This window comes from Pedobacter psychrodurus (genome assembly GCF_032678585.1).
GTDB classification, from domain to species: domain Bacteria; phylum Bacteroidota; class Bacteroidia; order Sphingobacteriales; family Sphingobacteriaceae; genus Pedobacter; species Pedobacter psychrodurus_A.
In genome coordinates this window covers 61,562-78,751 of sequence record NZ_JAVTSN010000027.1, presented here as the reverse complement: position 1 = coordinate 78,751, position 17,190 = coordinate 61,562, and the positions used below count along the sequence as shown (strand labels likewise).

Here is a 17,190-nt window from a genome sequence, read left to right as displayed (position 1 = left end):
GTTAAAAGTTGTCAATTTACAGTTGACTTAATGCTCCATAAAAAAATCCCGTAAGATGAATTTCTCACGGGATTTTTTGTGTAATGCTTTACGCTCCGCGCTATGCCTAGAAAGTATATCTAAAGCCTAGGCCAAATCTACCAGCGTTAAAATCGCTATCGTTGCTTCCAATATAAAGTCTTGGTCTCCAGTCTAAAGCCAATGCCAATGGTGCGCCAGAGAATTTGTAATCTAAACCAACCATCGGAACCAAATAAAAGCTAGAACCACCATCGTACAACTGAATAGACGGACCACCACCTAAATACCAGTCCAAACCTTTTGCTCCAGGGATTGAAGAATTGTATTGAAGAAAAGCTTGGATGATGGTAGAGTTTCCACCAAATAAAACGTCACCTTGAATGGCTGCTTTCGAGCTGAAGTGATGTCTGATCGAAGGTCCAACCAATGTAGCGCCATCTCCAAAGTCTATACCCAAACCCAATCCGGTTTTATAGTTTTGAGCTTTAACGGTTGTAGTCGTAAGGGCAAACAATGCAATGCATCCTAAAATTGTAAATAACTTTTTCATATTTTAAATGTTTTGTAAATAATTATCAGCCTAACAACTTTGATGCCGTTTATGTTTTTTGGGTCAAAATCTAAAATGATAAAAAACAATGCTTGCATAGTAATTTTGTAATCACTAAGTTTATTTAAATATTTTTTAGTGGAAATAAATACAACGATTTATTGATCGTGAGGTATTATTTTTAGTAAAAAAAGCATATAGATATCAATCTTTATGTTTGATTTTTTAACTTAACCAAATATTATACGATTCATATGGCGGCAGAAATTAAACGGGTTTTTGATCTTTTGAAATATAGCCTCGAAAATCCTAAGCAAGAGTTCATCAGCGGAAAAATTAAGGGAAAATGGATTAATTATAGTACAGCCGATTTTTGTACTGCTGTAGATCACCTGAGCCGTGGATTGATTAAACAGGGAATTGCCAAAGGGGGTAGGGTTGCGGTAATGTCGCACAACAGACCCGAGTGGAACATTGCAGATTTTGCGGCGAACCAGATCGGTGCGTACCAGATTCCTTTGTACCCAACCCTTGCCGAACACGATATTCAGTTTATATTAAAGGATGCAGAGATTTCCATCATTTTCGTAGCTGACGAAGAACTGTATAAAAAGATTAAACCCTGTGCCGATGCGGTAAACCCCGGTATCAAAATTTATAGCTTTGACGAGATTAACGAAGCCGAAAATTGGAATGTATTGATTGAGGCCGGTAAGGCAGATACAGAAATCAACTTAGACGAATACCGCGATAAAGTAGCACCCGAAGATATTTTAACTTTAATTTATACCTCTGGTACCACAGGTACGCCAAAAGGGGTAATGTTAACGCACAACAACCTCGTGGCAAACTTTGTCAATTCGGCGGTGGTCATGCCCGAAGGCGTTAAAAAAGGATTAAGCTTTTTGCCTTTATCGCACATTTTCGAACGGATGATCATTTATTTATACTTGTTTAATTATACCGGGGTTTATTATGCCGAAAGTATGGATACCATTGTGGCCGATATCCAGCAGGTTAAACCCAATGCATTCTCTACCGTACCACGTTTGCTTGAAAAAGTGTACGATAAGATTATGGAGAAGGGAAAAGCATTAACTGGGATTAAAAAAGGCATTTTCTTCTGGTCGGTAGCTTTGGCCGAAAAATATACCATTGATGCAGGAGCCTGGTATAATTTTAAACTGGGTATTGCCCGTAAACTGGTTTTTAAAAAGTGGCAGGAAGCGCTGGGAGGTGAAATTGTAGTTATTGTATCGGGAGGTGCAGCTTTAAATCCACGTTTGGCCAGGATTTTCTGGGCAGCAGGTATGCCGGTTTTCGAAGGTTATGGATTAACAGAAACTTCGCCGGTAATTACGGTTAACCATTTCGGTGGAACGATGTTCGGATCGGTTGGGGAAGTAATTAAAGGTGTGGAAGTTAAAATTGCACAGGATGGCGAAGTTTTAACCCGTGGGCATCAGGTGATGAAAGGCTATTACAACCGCCCTGATTTAACCGATGAAGCTGTTGACAAAGAAGGCTGGTTCCACACAGGGGATATTGGCGAATTGGTTGATAACCGCTTCTTGAGAATCACCGACCGTAAAAAAGAAATGTTTAAAACAGCAGGAGGTAAATACGTTGCCCCACAAATGCTGGAAAATAAATATAAGGAGTCGATTTTTATCGAACAGATTATGGTGTTGGGCGAAAACAGAAAATTTCCTTCAGCGCTGATTGTTCCAAATTTCGAAACTTTAAAAACCTGGGCGGGCAGAAAAGGCATTACTTTTACCTCGAACGAAGAGATTATTAAAAACGAGCAGGTGTTAACCAAATACAATGAGGTGATAGAAGCGGCAAGTGTAGATTTTGGCAAATGGGAACAAGTAAAAAGATTTGCCCTTTTACCAAAAGAGTGGAGTATCGATGGTGGCGAGCTCACCCCAAAATTGAGTTTGAAAAGAAAAGTAATTACCGAGAAAAACAATGCGGTAATCGAAAAAATATATAAAGATGCAGAAAACTATAAAGCCCCTCAATAATTTTAAAAGGTCGTTAATATACCTCATCAGTGTTGTACTGTTGGCTGGTTGCGTAACCGGACAATTGGGTAAAAACAATAGTGGCGAATATAAAAATGGGATGGTGGTTTCTGCTCATCCGGAAGCATCGCAGGTGGGGATAGATATTTTAAAAAAGGGAGGCAATGCTATTGATGCCGCAGTGGCTGTTCAGTTTGCACTTGCCGTAGTTTACCCAAATGCCGGGAATATTGGTGGCGGTGGTTTTATGGTATACCGCGGGGCGAATGGCGAAATCAACGCCTTAGATTTTAGAGAGAAAGCAGCTGTAGCATCCAGTAGGGATATGTATCTCGATTCGGCGGGTAACCCAATAGTAGATAAAAGCCTTTATGGACTTTTGGCCGCCGGAGTTCCTGGATCTGTTGATGGCATGGTAGAGGCGCATAAAAAATACGGCAAGTTATCCTGGGCGCAGGTATTGCAGCCAGCGATAGATTTGGCGCAAAATGGTTTTAAAATCACCAAAAGGCAATCAAGTGAACTGAATAGCCTGCATAGAAAATTCATGGCTTTCAATCCCAACGGAACAGCCTTTGTTAATTTAGAAAGTACCTGGCAGGAAAATGCCGTATTGGTTCAAAAAGAATTGGCCAATACCTTAAAATTGATTCAGGAAAAAGGTAGGGCAGGTTTTTACGAAGGTGCGGTAGCCGATTCGGTTGTGGCAGAAATGCAGCGTGGCAAAGGTTTAATTACCAAAGCAGATTTAAAAAATTATCATTCGGCCTGGCGTAAACCCATTACGGGGGATTACAGAGGTTATAAAATTATTACCATGCCGCCAACTTCGAGCGGGGGTATTGCTTTGATTCAGTTGTTACAATCTGTAGAACCTTTTCCGCTAAAAAGATGGGGGCATAATGCCGATTCTACCGTTCAGGTAATTGTAGAAGCTGAAAGAAGGGTGTATGCCGATCGTGCCACACATTTAGGCGATCCCGATTTTTATGCCGTTCCACAGCAGCAGATGTTAAGCGCCGAATACAATAAAAACCGCATGGCAAATTTTAACTGGGCTGCGGCAACACCAAGCAGTGCGGTATTGGCTGGCGAAATTAAAGGCACAGAACACGAAGAAACCACACATTTCTCTATTGTAGACCGCGATGGAAATGCTGTTTCGATTACGACTACCTTAAATGGTTCTTACGGATCGTTGGTTGCCGTAAAAGGGGCAGGTTTTCTGCTCAACAACGAAATGGACGATTTTTCTGTTAAACCAGGCGCACCGAATATGTATGGTTTGGTTGGCGGCGAAGCCAATGCCATTGCACCTAATAAAAGAATGTTAAGCTCTATGACGCCCAGTATTGTAGAGAAAGATGGGAAATTGTTTATGGTGGTGGGCACGCCGGGCGGATCGACCATTATTACCTCTGTATTCCAGACCATTATCAATGTAATAGATTTCGACATGTCGATGCAATCTGCGGTAGCTGCAAAAAAGTTTCATCACCAATGGTTACCCGATGAGGTGTATGTAGAAAAGGACGCAGTTGATAGTTCGGCAATAGAAAAATTGAAATTAAAAGGTTATAAAATTGAGGTTCGGGGGCCAATAGGAAGAGTTGATGCCATTTTAAAAACCAAATGGGGTAATTATCAGGGCGGTGCCGACCCGCGGGGCGACGATAAAGCCATAGGCTATTAGTGTTGAAAAGTGGATAAGTATTTCTACAAGTTTGTATTTTTGGTATGGCTATTGTAAAGGTTGAATAACGCTTATTCAACGTTAAAATAGAAATCTTATGAAATTACAACTATTTAGAACACTACCGGTTGCACTTGCTGGTTTATTAATCGGATCGGTTGCCTCCGCTCAAGAGAGCCCTGCAACTTCAACAACGACGTTCAGAACATGGTCGATTGGTGTTAACGCAGGTGTATTAACCCCGTTATCTCCACTTGGAGGCAAAAACGATTTTAGTAACAATAAATCGAGTTTAGGTTATGGCCTTTACATCAAAAAACAATTTACACCTTATTTCTCGCTACGTTTAGACGGAGTGCGTGGTAAATTAAAAGGCGACAATACAGAACCTTATGAAAGTGGTTTGGTAAACAATTCTCCTGTAAAATCTTTCGATACAGAATTGTCGTATTCAGGAAGTTTGAATGCTGTAGTAAACATGTTCAATATCGATATGTTTAAAAAAGAGAACACTTTGCAGCTTTATGCTTCAGCTGGTGCTGGTATTGCTGGTTATAAACCAACCATTACTACAGCTACCGGAACTACCGAGCTTAATGGCGGTGATAATATTCACGAATTAATTATCCCGGTTGGATTAGGCGCGAAATTTAAAATTTCTGATGCTGTTAATTTAGATTTAGGCTGGACAATCAATTTTCTTGATGGTGATAACTTAGATGGTTACTACAGAAACGGAAGCGACAAATACAATTACGCTTATGCTGGTTTAGAATTTGCTTTAGGAAGCGGAAAACAACTGGCTTTCCACAATCCCGTAGCTTTAACTTATGATGAAGCTTTAAAAGCAAAACAAACTGCAGAAGGTTTAAAATCAGATTTGAACGCCCAAAAAGCCGACAATGCAAAATTACGTGCTGAACTTAACGATATCTTAAAAGATACTGATGGCGATGGTGTTGCTGATAAATTGGATAAATGTCCTGATACACCTGCAGGTACTGTAGTAGACGGTTCTGGATGTCCATTAAAAACACCAGAAAAAGTTGTCGAAAAAGTAATCGTAACAGAAGAAGACCGTAAAGTTGTTAAAGATGCCATTAAGAACTTAGAATTCGATTTAGGTAAAGCTACTATCCGTTCTAAATCTTTTGCATCATTAAACAGAGTTGCTGGATTATTGGTTCAGAAAAACTTCAGTTTAAAATTAGCTGGTCACACGGATAATACAGGTTCGAAAGAATTAAACTTACGTTTATCAAAAGACAGAGCAGAATCTGTAAAAGCTTATTTAGTTTCTCAAGGTGCAAATGCATCACGCATTGAGGCTACAGGTTACGGCATGGGCCAACCAATTGCTACCAACAAAACAGCAGCTGGTCGTCAACAAAACCGTCGTGTAGAGTTTACGCTTTACTAGTCTGGTTTTTTAACATACCTTAAAAGCGCCCTGATTATGGGGGCGCTTTTTTTATATCCCAAAACTACCTTTTTCGGGATTTTAATGAATTAGCTTATTTGCTGTTGTCAGTAAATTTAATCTATCTGGATTTGTCATCCTGAATGCAATGAAGGATCTTTTTAGATATATTTTTAGCTCAATGGACAAGCTAATAAACCCTACTAAAGCATTAAGATCCCGAATTAATTCGGAATGACCTCTCGGTGTGGAAATGTCACTTCCACACTAATATCTTTTTTAAAAGGTAAACTGTTAAATAAAATGGCAGTGATTCATCTGTAGAAGATTCTTCAAGCCTGCAGAATGACTGCGATTTAGCTCGTTAACGAGATTTTATTTTAGCGAACTAAGCGATACAATTACTTTTTTAATCTCACTTAAATCATTCATCTCAAAATTTGGCGATTGCGGATAAAAGCGTTGATAGATAATTTTATCGTCTTTACTGTCATAAACACTGATTATTTTATCATCAGACCTTTGGGTATAAACCACGTATTTGATCGGTGTGTCTTTATTCAAAATTAAACTGTCGAGTGCTTTGTAGGGAATAAATTTGAGTTTGTAATTATAAGGTTCAGCAATGATGCCTGATGGAGGTAATAACGCCAGTCTTGATGAAAATACCTGTTTAATATATTCGGGCACATACAAGGTTTCCTTTGCCAGTTCGGGTAGACGTATTTTATTATAAAACTGGTAATCTATACTACAGTTTTCATTCGCAAGCAATCCATCATTGATCTGTTTTAAATAACCTGCTAACAAACCTGGCGACCAGTTAAGGAAATTAGACTTGTTATAAAGATTGGATAACAAATTGTTTTTTATACTTCTTTTTGAGCCGAATTGCTGATCCTGCGTTTCAACCAGCAGATTGGTATTCTGGTCAGCAAAAAGATTAACAGTGGCCAGTACGCTTTCTTCCTTAACCTTGGGTTTTTTTGATGGGCTTACTAATTTTAATGCATACACTACATTTATATTGGTTGTAGTATCCAATTTTTCGGCGTATCCATCGAAATAGAAAAAAGAATAATTCGCTAATGTATCATACCGGGCAAGGTCTTCGGGCTTAATAATTTTATACGGGGTAATGGTCCATGTTTTTTTAATGGCCTGATCAAACTTTTCCAGTTCGGCGTAATCGGTATACTGTAACGTAAACAAGGTTGTTGTTTTTTTAAAAGTCTCTAGTTTTTGACTGTTTGCGAGACTTTTCCCAAAGTAAGCGACCTGGCTTTGGCAAATGCTGCTGTATAAAATAAACAGACTGAACAGGAATATTCCTTTTACATTTAACATATTGGATGTTTTCATTTGTGCTGGTCCATAATAGGAAAATTTTGACAATTATTTTGAATTTTTCTATTGCATTAACAAAATACATTCATTAGCTTTGTTATGCAAGCATAATAAATTAACAAAAATGAAACAACAACAAACCATAGATTACCACGTTAAGTTTGCCTGGCAAAATATGTTTAATAAGTACAATCAAATGGCCTCCAGTTTTGGGATTACACAGGCCATTGGGTATATGCTGATTAATATAGATGATGCCGAGGGGACCGCGGTTTCAAATTTAGCCGCTTTGCTGGGTGTTAAAGCCACGAGTTTGTCACGCATGTTAAACAATATGGAAGAAGCCAATCTCATTTACCGCGAAACCTCTGCAGGAGATAAACGTTCAGTAAAGGTTTTCCTGACCGATTTTGGTAAGGAGAAGAAACAATTGGCCAAGGGTGTTGTTCGGAAATTTAATGAATATCTCGATGAGCATTTCTCTAAAAAAGAGAAAGAGACTTTTATTAATCTGTTGATCAAACTAAATGATATCACGGTAGCCTATACTGTTGATTAATAAGTATAATAATCAAACCTGTTTGGTAGGTACTACATAAAATGGTGCTATCAGACTACTGAAAAGCAAATATATAATGAAACGAAGCATTAATAAAGTTGCCGTTTTAGGTTCGGGTATTATGGGATCGCGTATTGCATGCCACTTCGCCAATATCGGTGTAGAGGTTATGCTGTTGGATATTGCCCCCAAAGAGCTGAGCCCCGAAGAGCAGGCAAAAGGATTAACACTGGATAACCCAGCTGTCAAAAACCGGATTGTAAATACGGCTTTGCAAACTGCTGTAAAAACAAATCCATCACCGGTTTATACCAAGAAAGCATTAAATAAAATCAAGACGGGAAATTTCGATGATGATATGCCGAGAATTGCCGGTTACGATTGGGTAATTGAAGTTGTTGTTGAAAATCTGGATATCAAGAAAAAAGTTTTCGAGCAGGTAGAGCAATTCCGCAAACCGGGCACTTTAATTACCTCAAATACTTCTGGTATTCCCATCCACCTAATGGCTGAGGGAAGAAGCGAAGATTTTAAATCGCATTTCTGCGGTACACACTTTTTTAATCCGCCCCGTTATTTAAAATTACTGGAGGTTATCCCAACGCCACATACGCAACCTGAAATTGTAGATTTTTTGATGCATTATGGCGACAAGTTTTTAGGAAAAACAACCGTTTTATGTAAAGATACCCCGGCTTTTATTGCCAACCGCGTAGGTGTTTATTCGATCATGGCGCTTTTGCATCTGGTAGAGAAACTTGACTTAACAGTAGAAGAGGTTGACAAATTTACTGGCCCCGCACTGGGCAGACCAAAATCGGCTACTTTCCGTACTTCGGATGTAGTTGGTTTGGATACCATGATCAAAGTTGCCAAGGGCCTTTACGACAATTGCCCGGATGATAAAGCACACGATTTGTTTAAACTTCCTGCTTATGTGCAAAAAATGGAAGAGCACAAATGGCTTGGTGATAAAACCAAACAGGGTTTCTATAAAAAGACCAAAACAGCAGATGGCAAAACCGAAATCCTGGCGCTTGATTTAAAGACTTTAGAATATAAACCTCAGCAGAAGGTAAAATCGGCAACTTTAGAACTGACCAAACCGATTGAGAATCTTCGTGAACGGATGAAGGTTTTTGCAAAAGGAAAAGATAAGGCCGGCGAATTGTTCCGCCATTCTTCATTTGGATTGTTCGAATATGTATCCGATCGTATCCCTGAAATTTCAGACGAACTGTATCGTATCGATGATGCCATGCGCGCAGGTTTTGGTTGGGAACTCGGTCCCTTCGAACTTTGGGATGCCGTTGGCGTTAAAGAAGCTATCGAAGGAATGGAGCAATATGGCAACAAAGCTGCGGCATGGGTGCACGAAATGCTTGATGCCGGAAACACTTCATTTTATAAGGTAGAAAACGGCGTTAAAAAGTATTACGATATCCCTTCTAAAAGCTATAAAGCTTTACCGGGAACCGATGAGTTTATCATTTTAGATAACCTTCGCGAAAATAAAACCCTTTGGAAAAACTCAGGTGTCTCCATCATCGATTTAGGTGATGGCATTTTGAATGTAGAGTTCCACACCAAAATGAATACCATTGGTGGCGATGTGATTTCGGGAATCAACAAAGCCATAGATATGGCCGAGAAGGATTACCGTGGTTTGGTGATCGGCAACGATGGGGCTAATTTTTCTGCCGGTGCAAATGTGGGAATGATTTTTATGATGGCGGTTGAGCAGGAGTGGGACGAATTGAATATGGCCATCCGTATGTTTCAGAATACTTCGATGCGTATCCGGTATTCTTCTATTCCGGTTGTGGTGGCACCGCATAATTTAACTTTGGGCGGAGGCTGCGAGTTCAGTTTACATGCCGATCATGTTCAGCTATCAGCCGAAACGTATATGGGCTTGGTTGAGTTTGGTGTAGGTGTGATCCCTGGCGGCGGTGGAACAAAAGAGTTTGCACTACGCGCATCTGATGAATATAAAGATGATCAGATTGTGCAAAATGCCCTGAAAGACCGTTTCTTAACTATCGGAATGGCTAAAGTTTCTACTTCAGGTTACGAAGCCTATGAACTGGGGTATCTGCAAAAAGATAAATTCTCAATCTCGATGAACCGCAACCGTTTATTGGCCGATGCAAAAGCAAAAGCAATTGAGCTGGCCGATGCGGGATATACCAAACCTGTACAACGGAACGATATTAAAGTTTTGGGCAAGCAGGGTTTAGGGATTGTATATGCAGGAGCGAACAGTATGTATGCCGGGCACTTCATTTCTGAGCACGATAAAAAAATCTCCGAAAAATTAGGTTATGTCATGTGTGGCGGCGATTTATCCTCCCCAACAGAAGTAACCGAACAATACCTGTTGGATCTGGAAAGAGAAGCATTTTTATCCCTTGCAGGCGAGCGTAAATCGTTAGAGCGGATCCAGAGCATTATTACAAAAGGGAAACCGTTGAGGAATTAGATGTGAGGCATGAGTATCAGGATATGAGTATCAAGTACCAAGATAGGAGTATCAAGATGTGAATGTTGAATGAAAAGATTTACAGATAGAAATTAACAAAATAAATAGCGCAAGAGTCCGGTCTTGATACTTGATTCTCGCTACTGGCTACTAACAAAGCGATGATTTGGTTAAAGTAAAAAAATGTGTCTCAATACTTGATACTTATTACTAAAAACACGCGCTACTAGATACTAAATAAAAATGGAAGCATATATTATAGCCGGATATCGTACAGCAGTGGGCAAAGCACCCCGTGGCGTATTCCGTTTTACAAGAGCTGATGATTTAGCCGCAGAAGTAATCAGGGCTTTAGTGGCATCGGTTCCGAATTTAAATAATGAACAGATTGATGATGTTATAGTAGGTAACGCTACACCAGAAGCAGAACAGGGCTTAAATATTGGCCGTATGATTTCGCTGATGGGCCTGGATACTGATAAAGTTCCGGGGGTTACCGTAAACCGTTATTGTGCATCAGGTTTAGATACCATTGCTACAGCTGTTGCCCGAATTAAGGCAGGCATGGCCGATTGTATTATCGCCGGTGGGGTAGAAGTGATGAGCGGAATGCCTTTTGGTGGCTGGAAATTGGTGCCAAATGCAGAGGTAGCCAAAAACAATCCTGATTGGTATTGGGGAATGGGTTTAACCGCCGAAGCCGTAGCCAAAGAATACAATGTGAGTCGCGAAGATCAGGATGCTTTTTCATTAAAATCTCACGAGAAAGCCATCCATGCCATTAAAAATGGTCATTTAAAAGATGGCGTTTTACCAATCACGGTAAATGAGAACTACCTGGATGCGAATCTTAAAAAGAAAACCCGCTCTTACGTGGTAGATACCGATGAAGGTCCTCGTGCAGATACCACCTTAGATAAACTGGCTAAACTGAAACCTGTATTTGATGCCGTTGGCAGTGTAACTGCTGGTAATTCTTCGCAAACATCCGATGGTGCAGCTTTCGTTTTGGTGGTTTCGGAAAAGAAAATGAAAGAGCTCAATGCCGAACCGATTGCAAGGCTTGTAAGTTATGGTATTGCAGGCGTTCCACCGCGGATTATGGGTATTGGCCCGATTGAGGCGATTCCAAAAGCATTGAAACAAGCTGGATTGAAAAAAGAAGATATCGACTTAATAGAGCTGAACGAAGCTTTTGCATCACAATCCTTGGCCGTAATTAGAACCTTGGATTTAAATCCTGAAGTGATTAACGTAAATGGTGGCGCAATTGCATTAGGTCACCCGCTGGGTTGTACAGGAGCAAAATTAACCGTCCAGATCATGAATGAGCTTAAAAGGCAAAATAAGAAATACGGAATGGTAACGATGTGCGTAGGAACAGGACAAGGCGCCGCAGGGATTTTTGAACTTCTCTAGATTTGAGATTTTAGATGTGAGACTTGAGAAAATGCATCCGTTCATTGCCTGCGCCAGATAAATTTTATATAAAATGAATAATTTAAAAGAGTTAAAAATCTGGAATAAAGCAATTGATTTGGCTGTTGATGTTTACAAAGCAACTTCAACTTTTCCAAATGATGAGCGCTTTGGGTTAACAAGTCAGTCTCGACGGGCAGCTGTCTCAATTCCATCTAACATTGCTGAAGGAGCAGGAAGAAATTCAATTAAAGAGTTTAATCACTTTTTGGGAATAGCAAATGGATCTTCGTATGAATTGCAAACTCAACTGGTAATAGCCAATAGGCTGGCAATTCTTGAATCTGAAATTTTAGATCCCTTGTTAACTCAAATTGATGAGTTACAAAAAATGACGTACGGTTTTCAGCAAATGCTGGATAAGAAAATAAATGTGAAAAAGATGTGAGAAGCTAGATTTGAGATTCGAGATCAATCACCCTCTCACCTCTCAAATCTAATGTCTCAAATCTAAATAATAAACGATTTGAGTTTGAATTTGAGCCGGTCTCAAATCTCAAATCTCATTTCTCAAATCTCATAACAATGGAAACAACTGAAAAAAAGACAATTAAAGGTGGAGAATTTTTAATTAAAGACACCACTTATCAGGAAGTATTTATCCCTGAAGAATTTGACGAAGAGCAGCAAATGATTGCACAAACCTGTCGCGATTTTTTGGCTTCGGAAGTTTATCCCAATTTAGATAAAATTGATAAACAGGAAGATCCTGAGTTAATGCCAACACTTTTAACCAAAGCTGGCGAACTGGGTATTTTAGGCGTTTCGGTACCTGAAGAATATGGAGGTTTCGGTAAAAACTTCAACACTTCCATGCTGGTAGCCGATGTGGTAGGGGCAGGACACTCTTTCGCTGTTGCACTTTCTGCACATACCGGAATTGGTACGCTGCCCATTTTGTATTATGGTAATGAAGAACAGAAAGCAAAATATATCCCTAAACTAGGTTCGGGTGAGTGGAAAGCAGCCTATTGTTTAACAGAACCAAATTCGGGTTCGGATGCCAATTCGGGTAAAACCAAAGCCAAGCTGAGCGAAGATGGTAAACATTACATCATCACCGGGCAGAAAATGTGGATCACTAACGGTGGTTTTGCTGATATCTTTATCGTATTTGCTAAGATAGACGATGATAAAAACTTAACCGCATTTATTGTGGAGAAAGAATTCGGCGGCATCACGATGAATCCTGAAGAACATAAAATGGGTATCAAAGGCTCATCAACCCGTCAGGTTTTCTTTAACGACTGCCCTGTTCCTGTTGAGAATATGCTAAGCGAACGCGAAAACGGGTTCAAAATCGCGGTAAACATTTTAAATATAGGCCGTATCAAATTATCGGCTGCGGCTATTGGTGCATCAAAAGCAACTTTAAGTACAGCCATTAATTATTCGAATGAGCGGATACAGTTTGGTCGCCCGATTTCGAAATACGGAGCAATCCGTTTCAAAATTGCAGAAATTGCCTCTAAGCTTTATGCTGTAGATGCCGCAAACTACCGTGCCGGTCAGAATATTGATGATACTTATGATCAGTTGGTTGCAGGTGGAATGGAATCGGGTAAAGCCAGATTAAAATCTGTAGAACAGTTTGCCGTAGAGTGCGCCATTTTAAAAGTTTGGGGTTCAGAAGCATTGGATTATACGGTAGATGAAGGGGTACAGATTTATGGAGGTATGGGTTTTAGTGCCGATGCGCCTATGGACAGAGCCTATCGTGACGCAAGGATTAACAGGATTTTCGAAGGTACAAACGAAATTAACCGCTTGTTAACGGTGGATATGATGCTGAAGCGCGCGATGAAAGGTGAGTTAGACCTAATGACCCCGGCTACCGCTGTTGCAGCTGAGCTGATGAGTATCCCTGATTTTGGAGAAGAAGACACCACTTTATTTGCTGCGGAAAAAAAGGTGCTGTCGAATTTGAAAAAAGCAACTTTGATGGTGGCTGGTGCTGCGGTTCAAAAGTTAATGATGACTTTGAGTAAAGAGCAGGAAATTTTAATGAACATTGCCGATATGGCGGGTTACGTTTATGTATTGGAATCGGCTTTACTGAGGACAGAGAAACTAGTAAGCACCCGCGGAGAGGAAGCCACTGCAGGTCAGCTTGATTTATTACGGATTTATTTGGTAGAAGCTGTAGATGGTATTGCCAAAGCCGGTAAGGAAGCACTTTGGGCTTTTGCCGAAGGTGATGAACAGCGCATGATGCTGGTGGGTTTACGCCGTTTTACTAAAGTAGAGCCGTTTAATGTTAAAGATGCCAGGCAAAGAGTTGCGCAACAGCTTATTGAAGCGAATAAATATATTTTTTAGACCGGTTTAAGGTGTAGGGTTTAAGGTTTAGGGTTTGGGTGCATTAACTCAGGTCCTAAACCTTTTTTTGTTTTGTGGCATTTGATAATATATTTGCTTTATGGTTAAATCATTATCTTTTCTGCAGAAGCCAATAATATGCTGTCATGCTGAGGCACGAAGCATCTGTTTCATCGGTTGCAGATGCTTCGTGCCTCAGCATGACAGCACTTCAAAAAAATAAAGTATGATGTACGTCTGCAGAACCCTATGAAGTAGTAAATCGTGTCCCAAAAAAATATAACTCCTTAGTTTTACGAGATTAAAATCTTATTTTCGCGGCATGATTAAATTTAGATTCCTTACCATACTCTTTTTATGTGTAGTTGCGGTTTCCTCCTGCAAAAAAGATGAAGATCCTGAAAAACAGATTACTGATTTTATCAAGCAAAATAATATCAATGCCATTAGAGATAACTCTGGCTTATATTATGAGATCATTAAACCGGGTTCGGGTTCTTTTACTTATCCAGCCAATACCAAAATTACCATCAAATATGAAGGCAGATTGTTAAATGGCAATGTGTTTGATAATGGTGGCGGCAAAGAGCAAACCTTTGATCTTGCAGGATTAATTCAAGGCTGGCGGATAGGCATTCCTAAAATTCAAAAGGGCGGCGAAATCAGGTTGATCGTTCCACCAGCTTTAGGTTATGGCAGCGGTGCCGTAGGTCCAATTCCTGCCAATTCGGTTTTGGATTTTACCATCCAGCTTTCTAACGCGCAATAACTTCACTCTAAAATGTTTCTAACAAGCCTATTTGTTAAAATAGGTTAAAAATTGTAGCATCCGTATTAAAAGCTTATTTTTGCGGATGATGGTTATTTTGAACATATTATATTTTAGTGTGCACGATTTAACTATAACACTTACAGACTTCCCATAATAAATGAACAATTTTACTAAACTTGGCCTATTTACACTTTTACTGGCTACTACCATCTTTAGCTCGTGTAAAAAGGATTATGAATCTATTGAAAGTGTAGATGATGCTGCTATCCAGACATATCTTAAACAGAATAATCTTACTTTCGATAGAGATACAAAAGGCTATTATTATAAAATCAATACACCTGGTACTGGCGATGTACTTCAAAATCAGGATTCTGTTTTTTATTCTTACACATTTAAAACTTTATCTGGTCAGGTACTTAATCAGACCTCTAATGTAATGATACCGGGTACTTTTTTGGGGTATACAGATCGTTTTAATATAAATAATATATCTTATGTGTTTACACCGATCAGAGAGGTACTTACCAAGCTTAAGAGAGGTGGTAATGCGACATTAATTATGCCATCTAACCTGGCTTTTGGAAAAAATGGGGTAAGTGTTTTAAATATTGGTTCTAATGAGAATATTCTTGTTGAGCTAGGTATTTATTCTCAACAAAAAATACATCAAATTGATGAATTGGAACTGGATAATTTCTTGTCTGCCAATTCATTAACGGCCATAAAGGATCCTTCAAGAGTGCGTTATATTGTTACTCAACAGGGAACTGGAGACCAGGTACTTCCTTCTAGTACTTTATCTCTAAATTATACCGGCAGACTTTTAAATGGAACTCAATTTGACTCAACAAACGGCACAGCTACTTCGCTTGAACTAGCTGGCACAATAAAAGGTTGGAGTATTCTATCGAATTTTAAGGCAGGTACAAAAATCAGGTTATTTATTCCTTCTGATCTGGCTTATGGGCAAGGTGGTTATAATGGAATCCCAGGTAATGCTGTGTTAGATTTTGATATCGAGATCGTAAGTGTTACGAAGTAGATAAAGCTTCCTTAAAAACTTTTAAAACCCTTTCTCTTGCAAAAGTATGCTCAACTATTGGTTGGGCATATTTTTTTGTCCCAAATTCCGGCACCCACTTTTTAATGTATTCGAACTTGGGGTCGAATTTTTTCGTTTGCAGTTCGGGGTTAAATACCCTGAAATAGGGTGCAGCATCATTTCCGGAGCCTGCCGCCCATTGCCATCCGCCCACATTACTGGCCATTTCATAATCCAGTAATTTTTCGGCAAAATAGGTTTCTCCCCAGCGCCAGTCGATCAGCAGGTGTTTTGATAAAAAACTGCCCACAACCATGCGTACGCGGTTGTGCATCCAGCCGGTTTGGTTAAGCTGCCGCATGCCTGCATCCACAATCGGGTAACCGGTATTGCCCTCGCACCAGGCCTTAAATTCGTTTTCGTTATTGCGCCATTTAATTTTATCGTATTGTTTTTTAAAAGAATCGGAAGCGGAGTAAGGGAAATGCCAAAGAATGGTCATGTAAAATTCCCGCCAGGCCAGTTCCGAAAGCCATACATTCGATTTTGCTTCAATGGCATCTCGTACCGCCTTCCTGATGCTTAAGGTACCAAAGCGTAAATGCAAGCCAATATGTGTGGTGCCGTCTATCGCCGGGAAATCGCGCTCATTAGCGTAATCATCCAGTTTGCTTTTATAACTGATTTTCGGGAAATCGAGCTTGCTCTTTTCAAAGCCCATCTCCTTTAACGCCGGGTTTTCTAAATGTTTGGTTTGTAATAAGTTTTTGAAATATTTTTTAGTTGGATAGGCCTTCACATAAAAATCGTTTAGTTTGGCGTGCCATTGTTTATAAAAAGGAGTGAAAACAGTATATGGCGTTTTATCGGCCTTTAAAATTTCGTTTTTTTCAAAAATAACATGGTCTTTATACGTTTTAAAGGCAATTTTTTCGCTGCTTAAAAATTCAGCCATGTTATCATCCCTTTCGCGGGCATATGGCTCATAATCGTGATTGGTGTACACCTCCTTAACATCGTATTCCTTTAAAACTTCAGGCCATATTTTCTCAGGTTCGCCATATTTTACCAGTAAATCAGATCCTTGCTGCTGAAGTTCTTTCTTCAGCTCTTCAATAGTTTGATAAATGAAAGTTACACGGGCATCATCCTTAGGCAGTTTATCCAATATATTCTTGTCAAAAATGAACAATGGTAAAACCGGGTAATCACTTTTTAGCGCATAATATAAAGCGGCGTTATCTTCTAAACGTAAATCGCGGCGGAACCAACAGATGGATATTGAGGTCATTGAGAGGAATTATAAATTAATTAATTTTTCTTATAGCTACTACGTGGTCAGCATCTTTTAGCACTCATACACTGGTAAGATCCTGAAATAAATTCAGGATGACGGCCAGTTCCGATTATACACTTAACCGATCAAATTAGTTTAGCGTTTGGCGTCAATTAACCAATTTAAACAGTTAACCG

Annotated in this window: 13 protein-coding genes; 10 read left to right on the top strand and 3 right to left on the bottom strand. The window is 39.6% G+C overall.

The annotated features are described in order from the left end of the window. Window positions 1-106: 106 nt before the first annotated feature. A complete protein-coding gene (locus R2S57_RS17945) occupies window positions 107-571 on the bottom strand; it encodes a hypothetical protein (RefSeq protein WP_316846328.1) in 465 nt (154 codons plus the stop codon). A 254-nt stretch (window positions 572-825) separates the two neighbouring features. Here R2S57_RS17945 and R2S57_RS17940 point away from each other — a divergent pair, with 254 nt between their 5' ends. From R2S57_RS17940 to R2S57_RS17930, 3 genes are all read left to right on the top strand, one after another. Next, window positions 826-2,601 (top strand): long-chain fatty acid--CoA ligase, encoded by a 1,776-nt coding sequence (locus R2S57_RS17940; RefSeq protein ID WP_316846327.1) that lies wholly within the window; start codon window positions 826-828, stop codon window positions 2,599-2,601. Next, window positions 2,573-4,294, top strand: coding sequence for a gamma-glutamyltransferase (gene ggt / locus R2S57_RS17935; RefSeq protein WP_316846326.1), 1,722 nt, complete (start codon window positions 2,573-2,575; stop codon window positions 4,292-4,294). The genes R2S57_RS17940 and ggt overlap by 29 nt, the downstream gene beginning before the upstream one ends. Window positions 4,295-4,391: 97 nt before the next feature. After that, a complete protein-coding gene (locus R2S57_RS17930) occupies window positions 4,392-5,714 on the top strand; it encodes an OmpA family protein (RefSeq protein WP_316846325.1) in 1,323 nt (440 codons plus the stop codon). A 375-nt stretch (window positions 5,715-6,089) separates the two neighbouring features. Here R2S57_RS17930 and R2S57_RS17925 read toward each other — a convergent pair whose 3' ends face one another. Beyond that, a complete protein-coding gene (locus R2S57_RS17925) occupies window positions 6,090-7,076 on the bottom strand; it encodes a hypothetical protein (RefSeq protein ID WP_316846324.1) in 987 nt (328 codons plus the stop codon). A 109-nt stretch (window positions 7,077-7,185) separates the two neighbouring features. On the opposite strand from R2S57_RS17925, the gene R2S57_RS17920 reads away from it, so the two are divergent. From R2S57_RS17920 to R2S57_RS17890, 7 genes are all read left to right on the top strand, one after another. Further along, the gene (locus R2S57_RS17920) at window positions 7,186-7,620 is read left to right on the top strand and encodes a MarR family winged helix-turn-helix transcriptional regulator (RefSeq protein ID WP_316846323.1); all 435 of its coding nucleotides are present in this window, start codon (window positions 7,186-7,188) and stop codon (window positions 7,618-7,620) included. Between the two features lie 76 nt (window positions 7,621-7,696). Then, complete coding sequence (locus R2S57_RS17915) at window positions 7,697-10,102, top strand: 3-hydroxyacyl-CoA dehydrogenase/enoyl-CoA hydratase family protein (protein WP_316846322.1); 2,406 nt, start codon at window positions 7,697-7,699, stop codon at window positions 10,100-10,102. A 243-nt stretch (window positions 10,103-10,345) separates the two neighbouring features. Continuing rightward, window positions 10,346-11,521, top strand: a complete 1,176-nt coding sequence (locus tag R2S57_RS17910) for an acetyl-CoA C-acyltransferase (protein WP_316846321.1) — start codon at window positions 10,346-10,348, stop codon at window positions 11,519-11,521. 73 nt (window positions 11,522-11,594) lie between these two features. Beyond that, complete coding sequence (locus tag R2S57_RS17905; protein WP_316846320.1) at window positions 11,595-11,969, top strand: four helix bundle protein; 375 nt, start codon at window positions 11,595-11,597, stop codon at window positions 11,967-11,969. Window positions 11,970-12,106: 137 nt separating this feature from the next. After that, window positions 12,107-13,900 (top strand): acyl-CoA dehydrogenase family protein, encoded by a 1,794-nt coding sequence (locus tag R2S57_RS17900; RefSeq protein ID WP_316846319.1) that lies wholly within the window; start codon window positions 12,107-12,109, stop codon window positions 13,898-13,900. A 322-nt stretch (window positions 13,901-14,222) separates the two neighbouring features. After that, entirely contained in the window at window positions 14,223-14,669 is a 447-nt protein-coding gene (locus R2S57_RS17895) for an FKBP-type peptidyl-prolyl cis-trans isomerase (protein WP_316846318.1), read from the top strand. Between the two features lie 160 nt (window positions 14,670-14,829). Beyond that, window positions 14,830-15,717 carry an FKBP-type peptidyl-prolyl cis-trans isomerase gene (locus tag R2S57_RS17890; RefSeq protein ID WP_316846317.1) on the top strand — a complete coding sequence of 296 codons (888 nt, stop codon included), beginning with the start codon at window positions 14,830-14,832 and terminating at the stop codon, window positions 15,715-15,717. Here R2S57_RS17890 and R2S57_RS17885 read toward each other — a convergent pair. Further along, a complete protein-coding gene (locus R2S57_RS17885) occupies window positions 15,707-17,008 on the bottom strand; it encodes a deoxyribodipyrimidine photo-lyase (RefSeq protein ID WP_316846316.1) in 1,302 nt (433 codons plus the stop codon). The genes R2S57_RS17890 and R2S57_RS17885 overlap by 11 nt on opposite strands. Between the last annotated feature and the right edge of the window lie 182 nt (window positions 17,009-17,190).

Coding starts and splice junctions, on each gene's coding strand:
- R2S57_RS17945 (WP_316846328.1), bottom strand. CDS start 571: ATGAAAAAGTTATTTACAATTTTAGGATGCATTGCATTGTTTGCCCTT.
- R2S57_RS17940 (WP_316846327.1), top strand. CDS start 826: ATGGCGGCAGAAATTAAACGGGTTTTTGATCTTTTGAAATATAGCCTC.
- ggt (WP_316846326.1), top strand. CDS start 2,573: ATGCAGAAAACTATAAAGCCCCTCAATAATTTTAAAAGGTCGTTAATA.
- R2S57_RS17930 (WP_316846325.1), top strand. CDS start 4,392: ATGAAATTACAACTATTTAGAACACTACCGGTTGCACTTGCTGGTTTA.
- R2S57_RS17925 (WP_316846324.1), bottom strand. CDS start 7,076: ATGAAAACATCCAATATGTTAAATGTAAAAGGAATATTCCTGTTCAGT.
- R2S57_RS17920 (WP_316846323.1), top strand. CDS start 7,186: ATGAAACAACAACAAACCATAGATTACCACGTTAAGTTTGCCTGGCAA.
- R2S57_RS17915 (WP_316846322.1), top strand. CDS start 7,697: ATGAAACGAAGCATTAATAAAGTTGCCGTTTTAGGTTCGGGTATTATG.
- R2S57_RS17910 (WP_316846321.1), top strand. CDS start 10,346: ATGGAAGCATATATTATAGCCGGATATCGTACAGCAGTGGGCAAAGCA.
- R2S57_RS17905 (WP_316846320.1), top strand. CDS start 11,595: ATGAATAATTTAAAAGAGTTAAAAATCTGGAATAAAGCAATTGATTTG.
- R2S57_RS17900 (WP_316846319.1), top strand. CDS start 12,107: ATGGAAACAACTGAAAAAAAGACAATTAAAGGTGGAGAATTTTTAATT.
- R2S57_RS17895 (WP_316846318.1), top strand. CDS start 14,223: ATGATTAAATTTAGATTCCTTACCATACTCTTTTTATGTGTAGTTGCG.
- R2S57_RS17890 (WP_316846317.1), top strand. CDS start 14,830: ATGAACAATTTTACTAAACTTGGCCTATTTACACTTTTACTGGCTACT.
- R2S57_RS17885 (WP_316846316.1), bottom strand. CDS start 17,008: ATGACCTCAATATCCATCTGTTGGTTCCGCCGCGATTTACGTTTAGAA.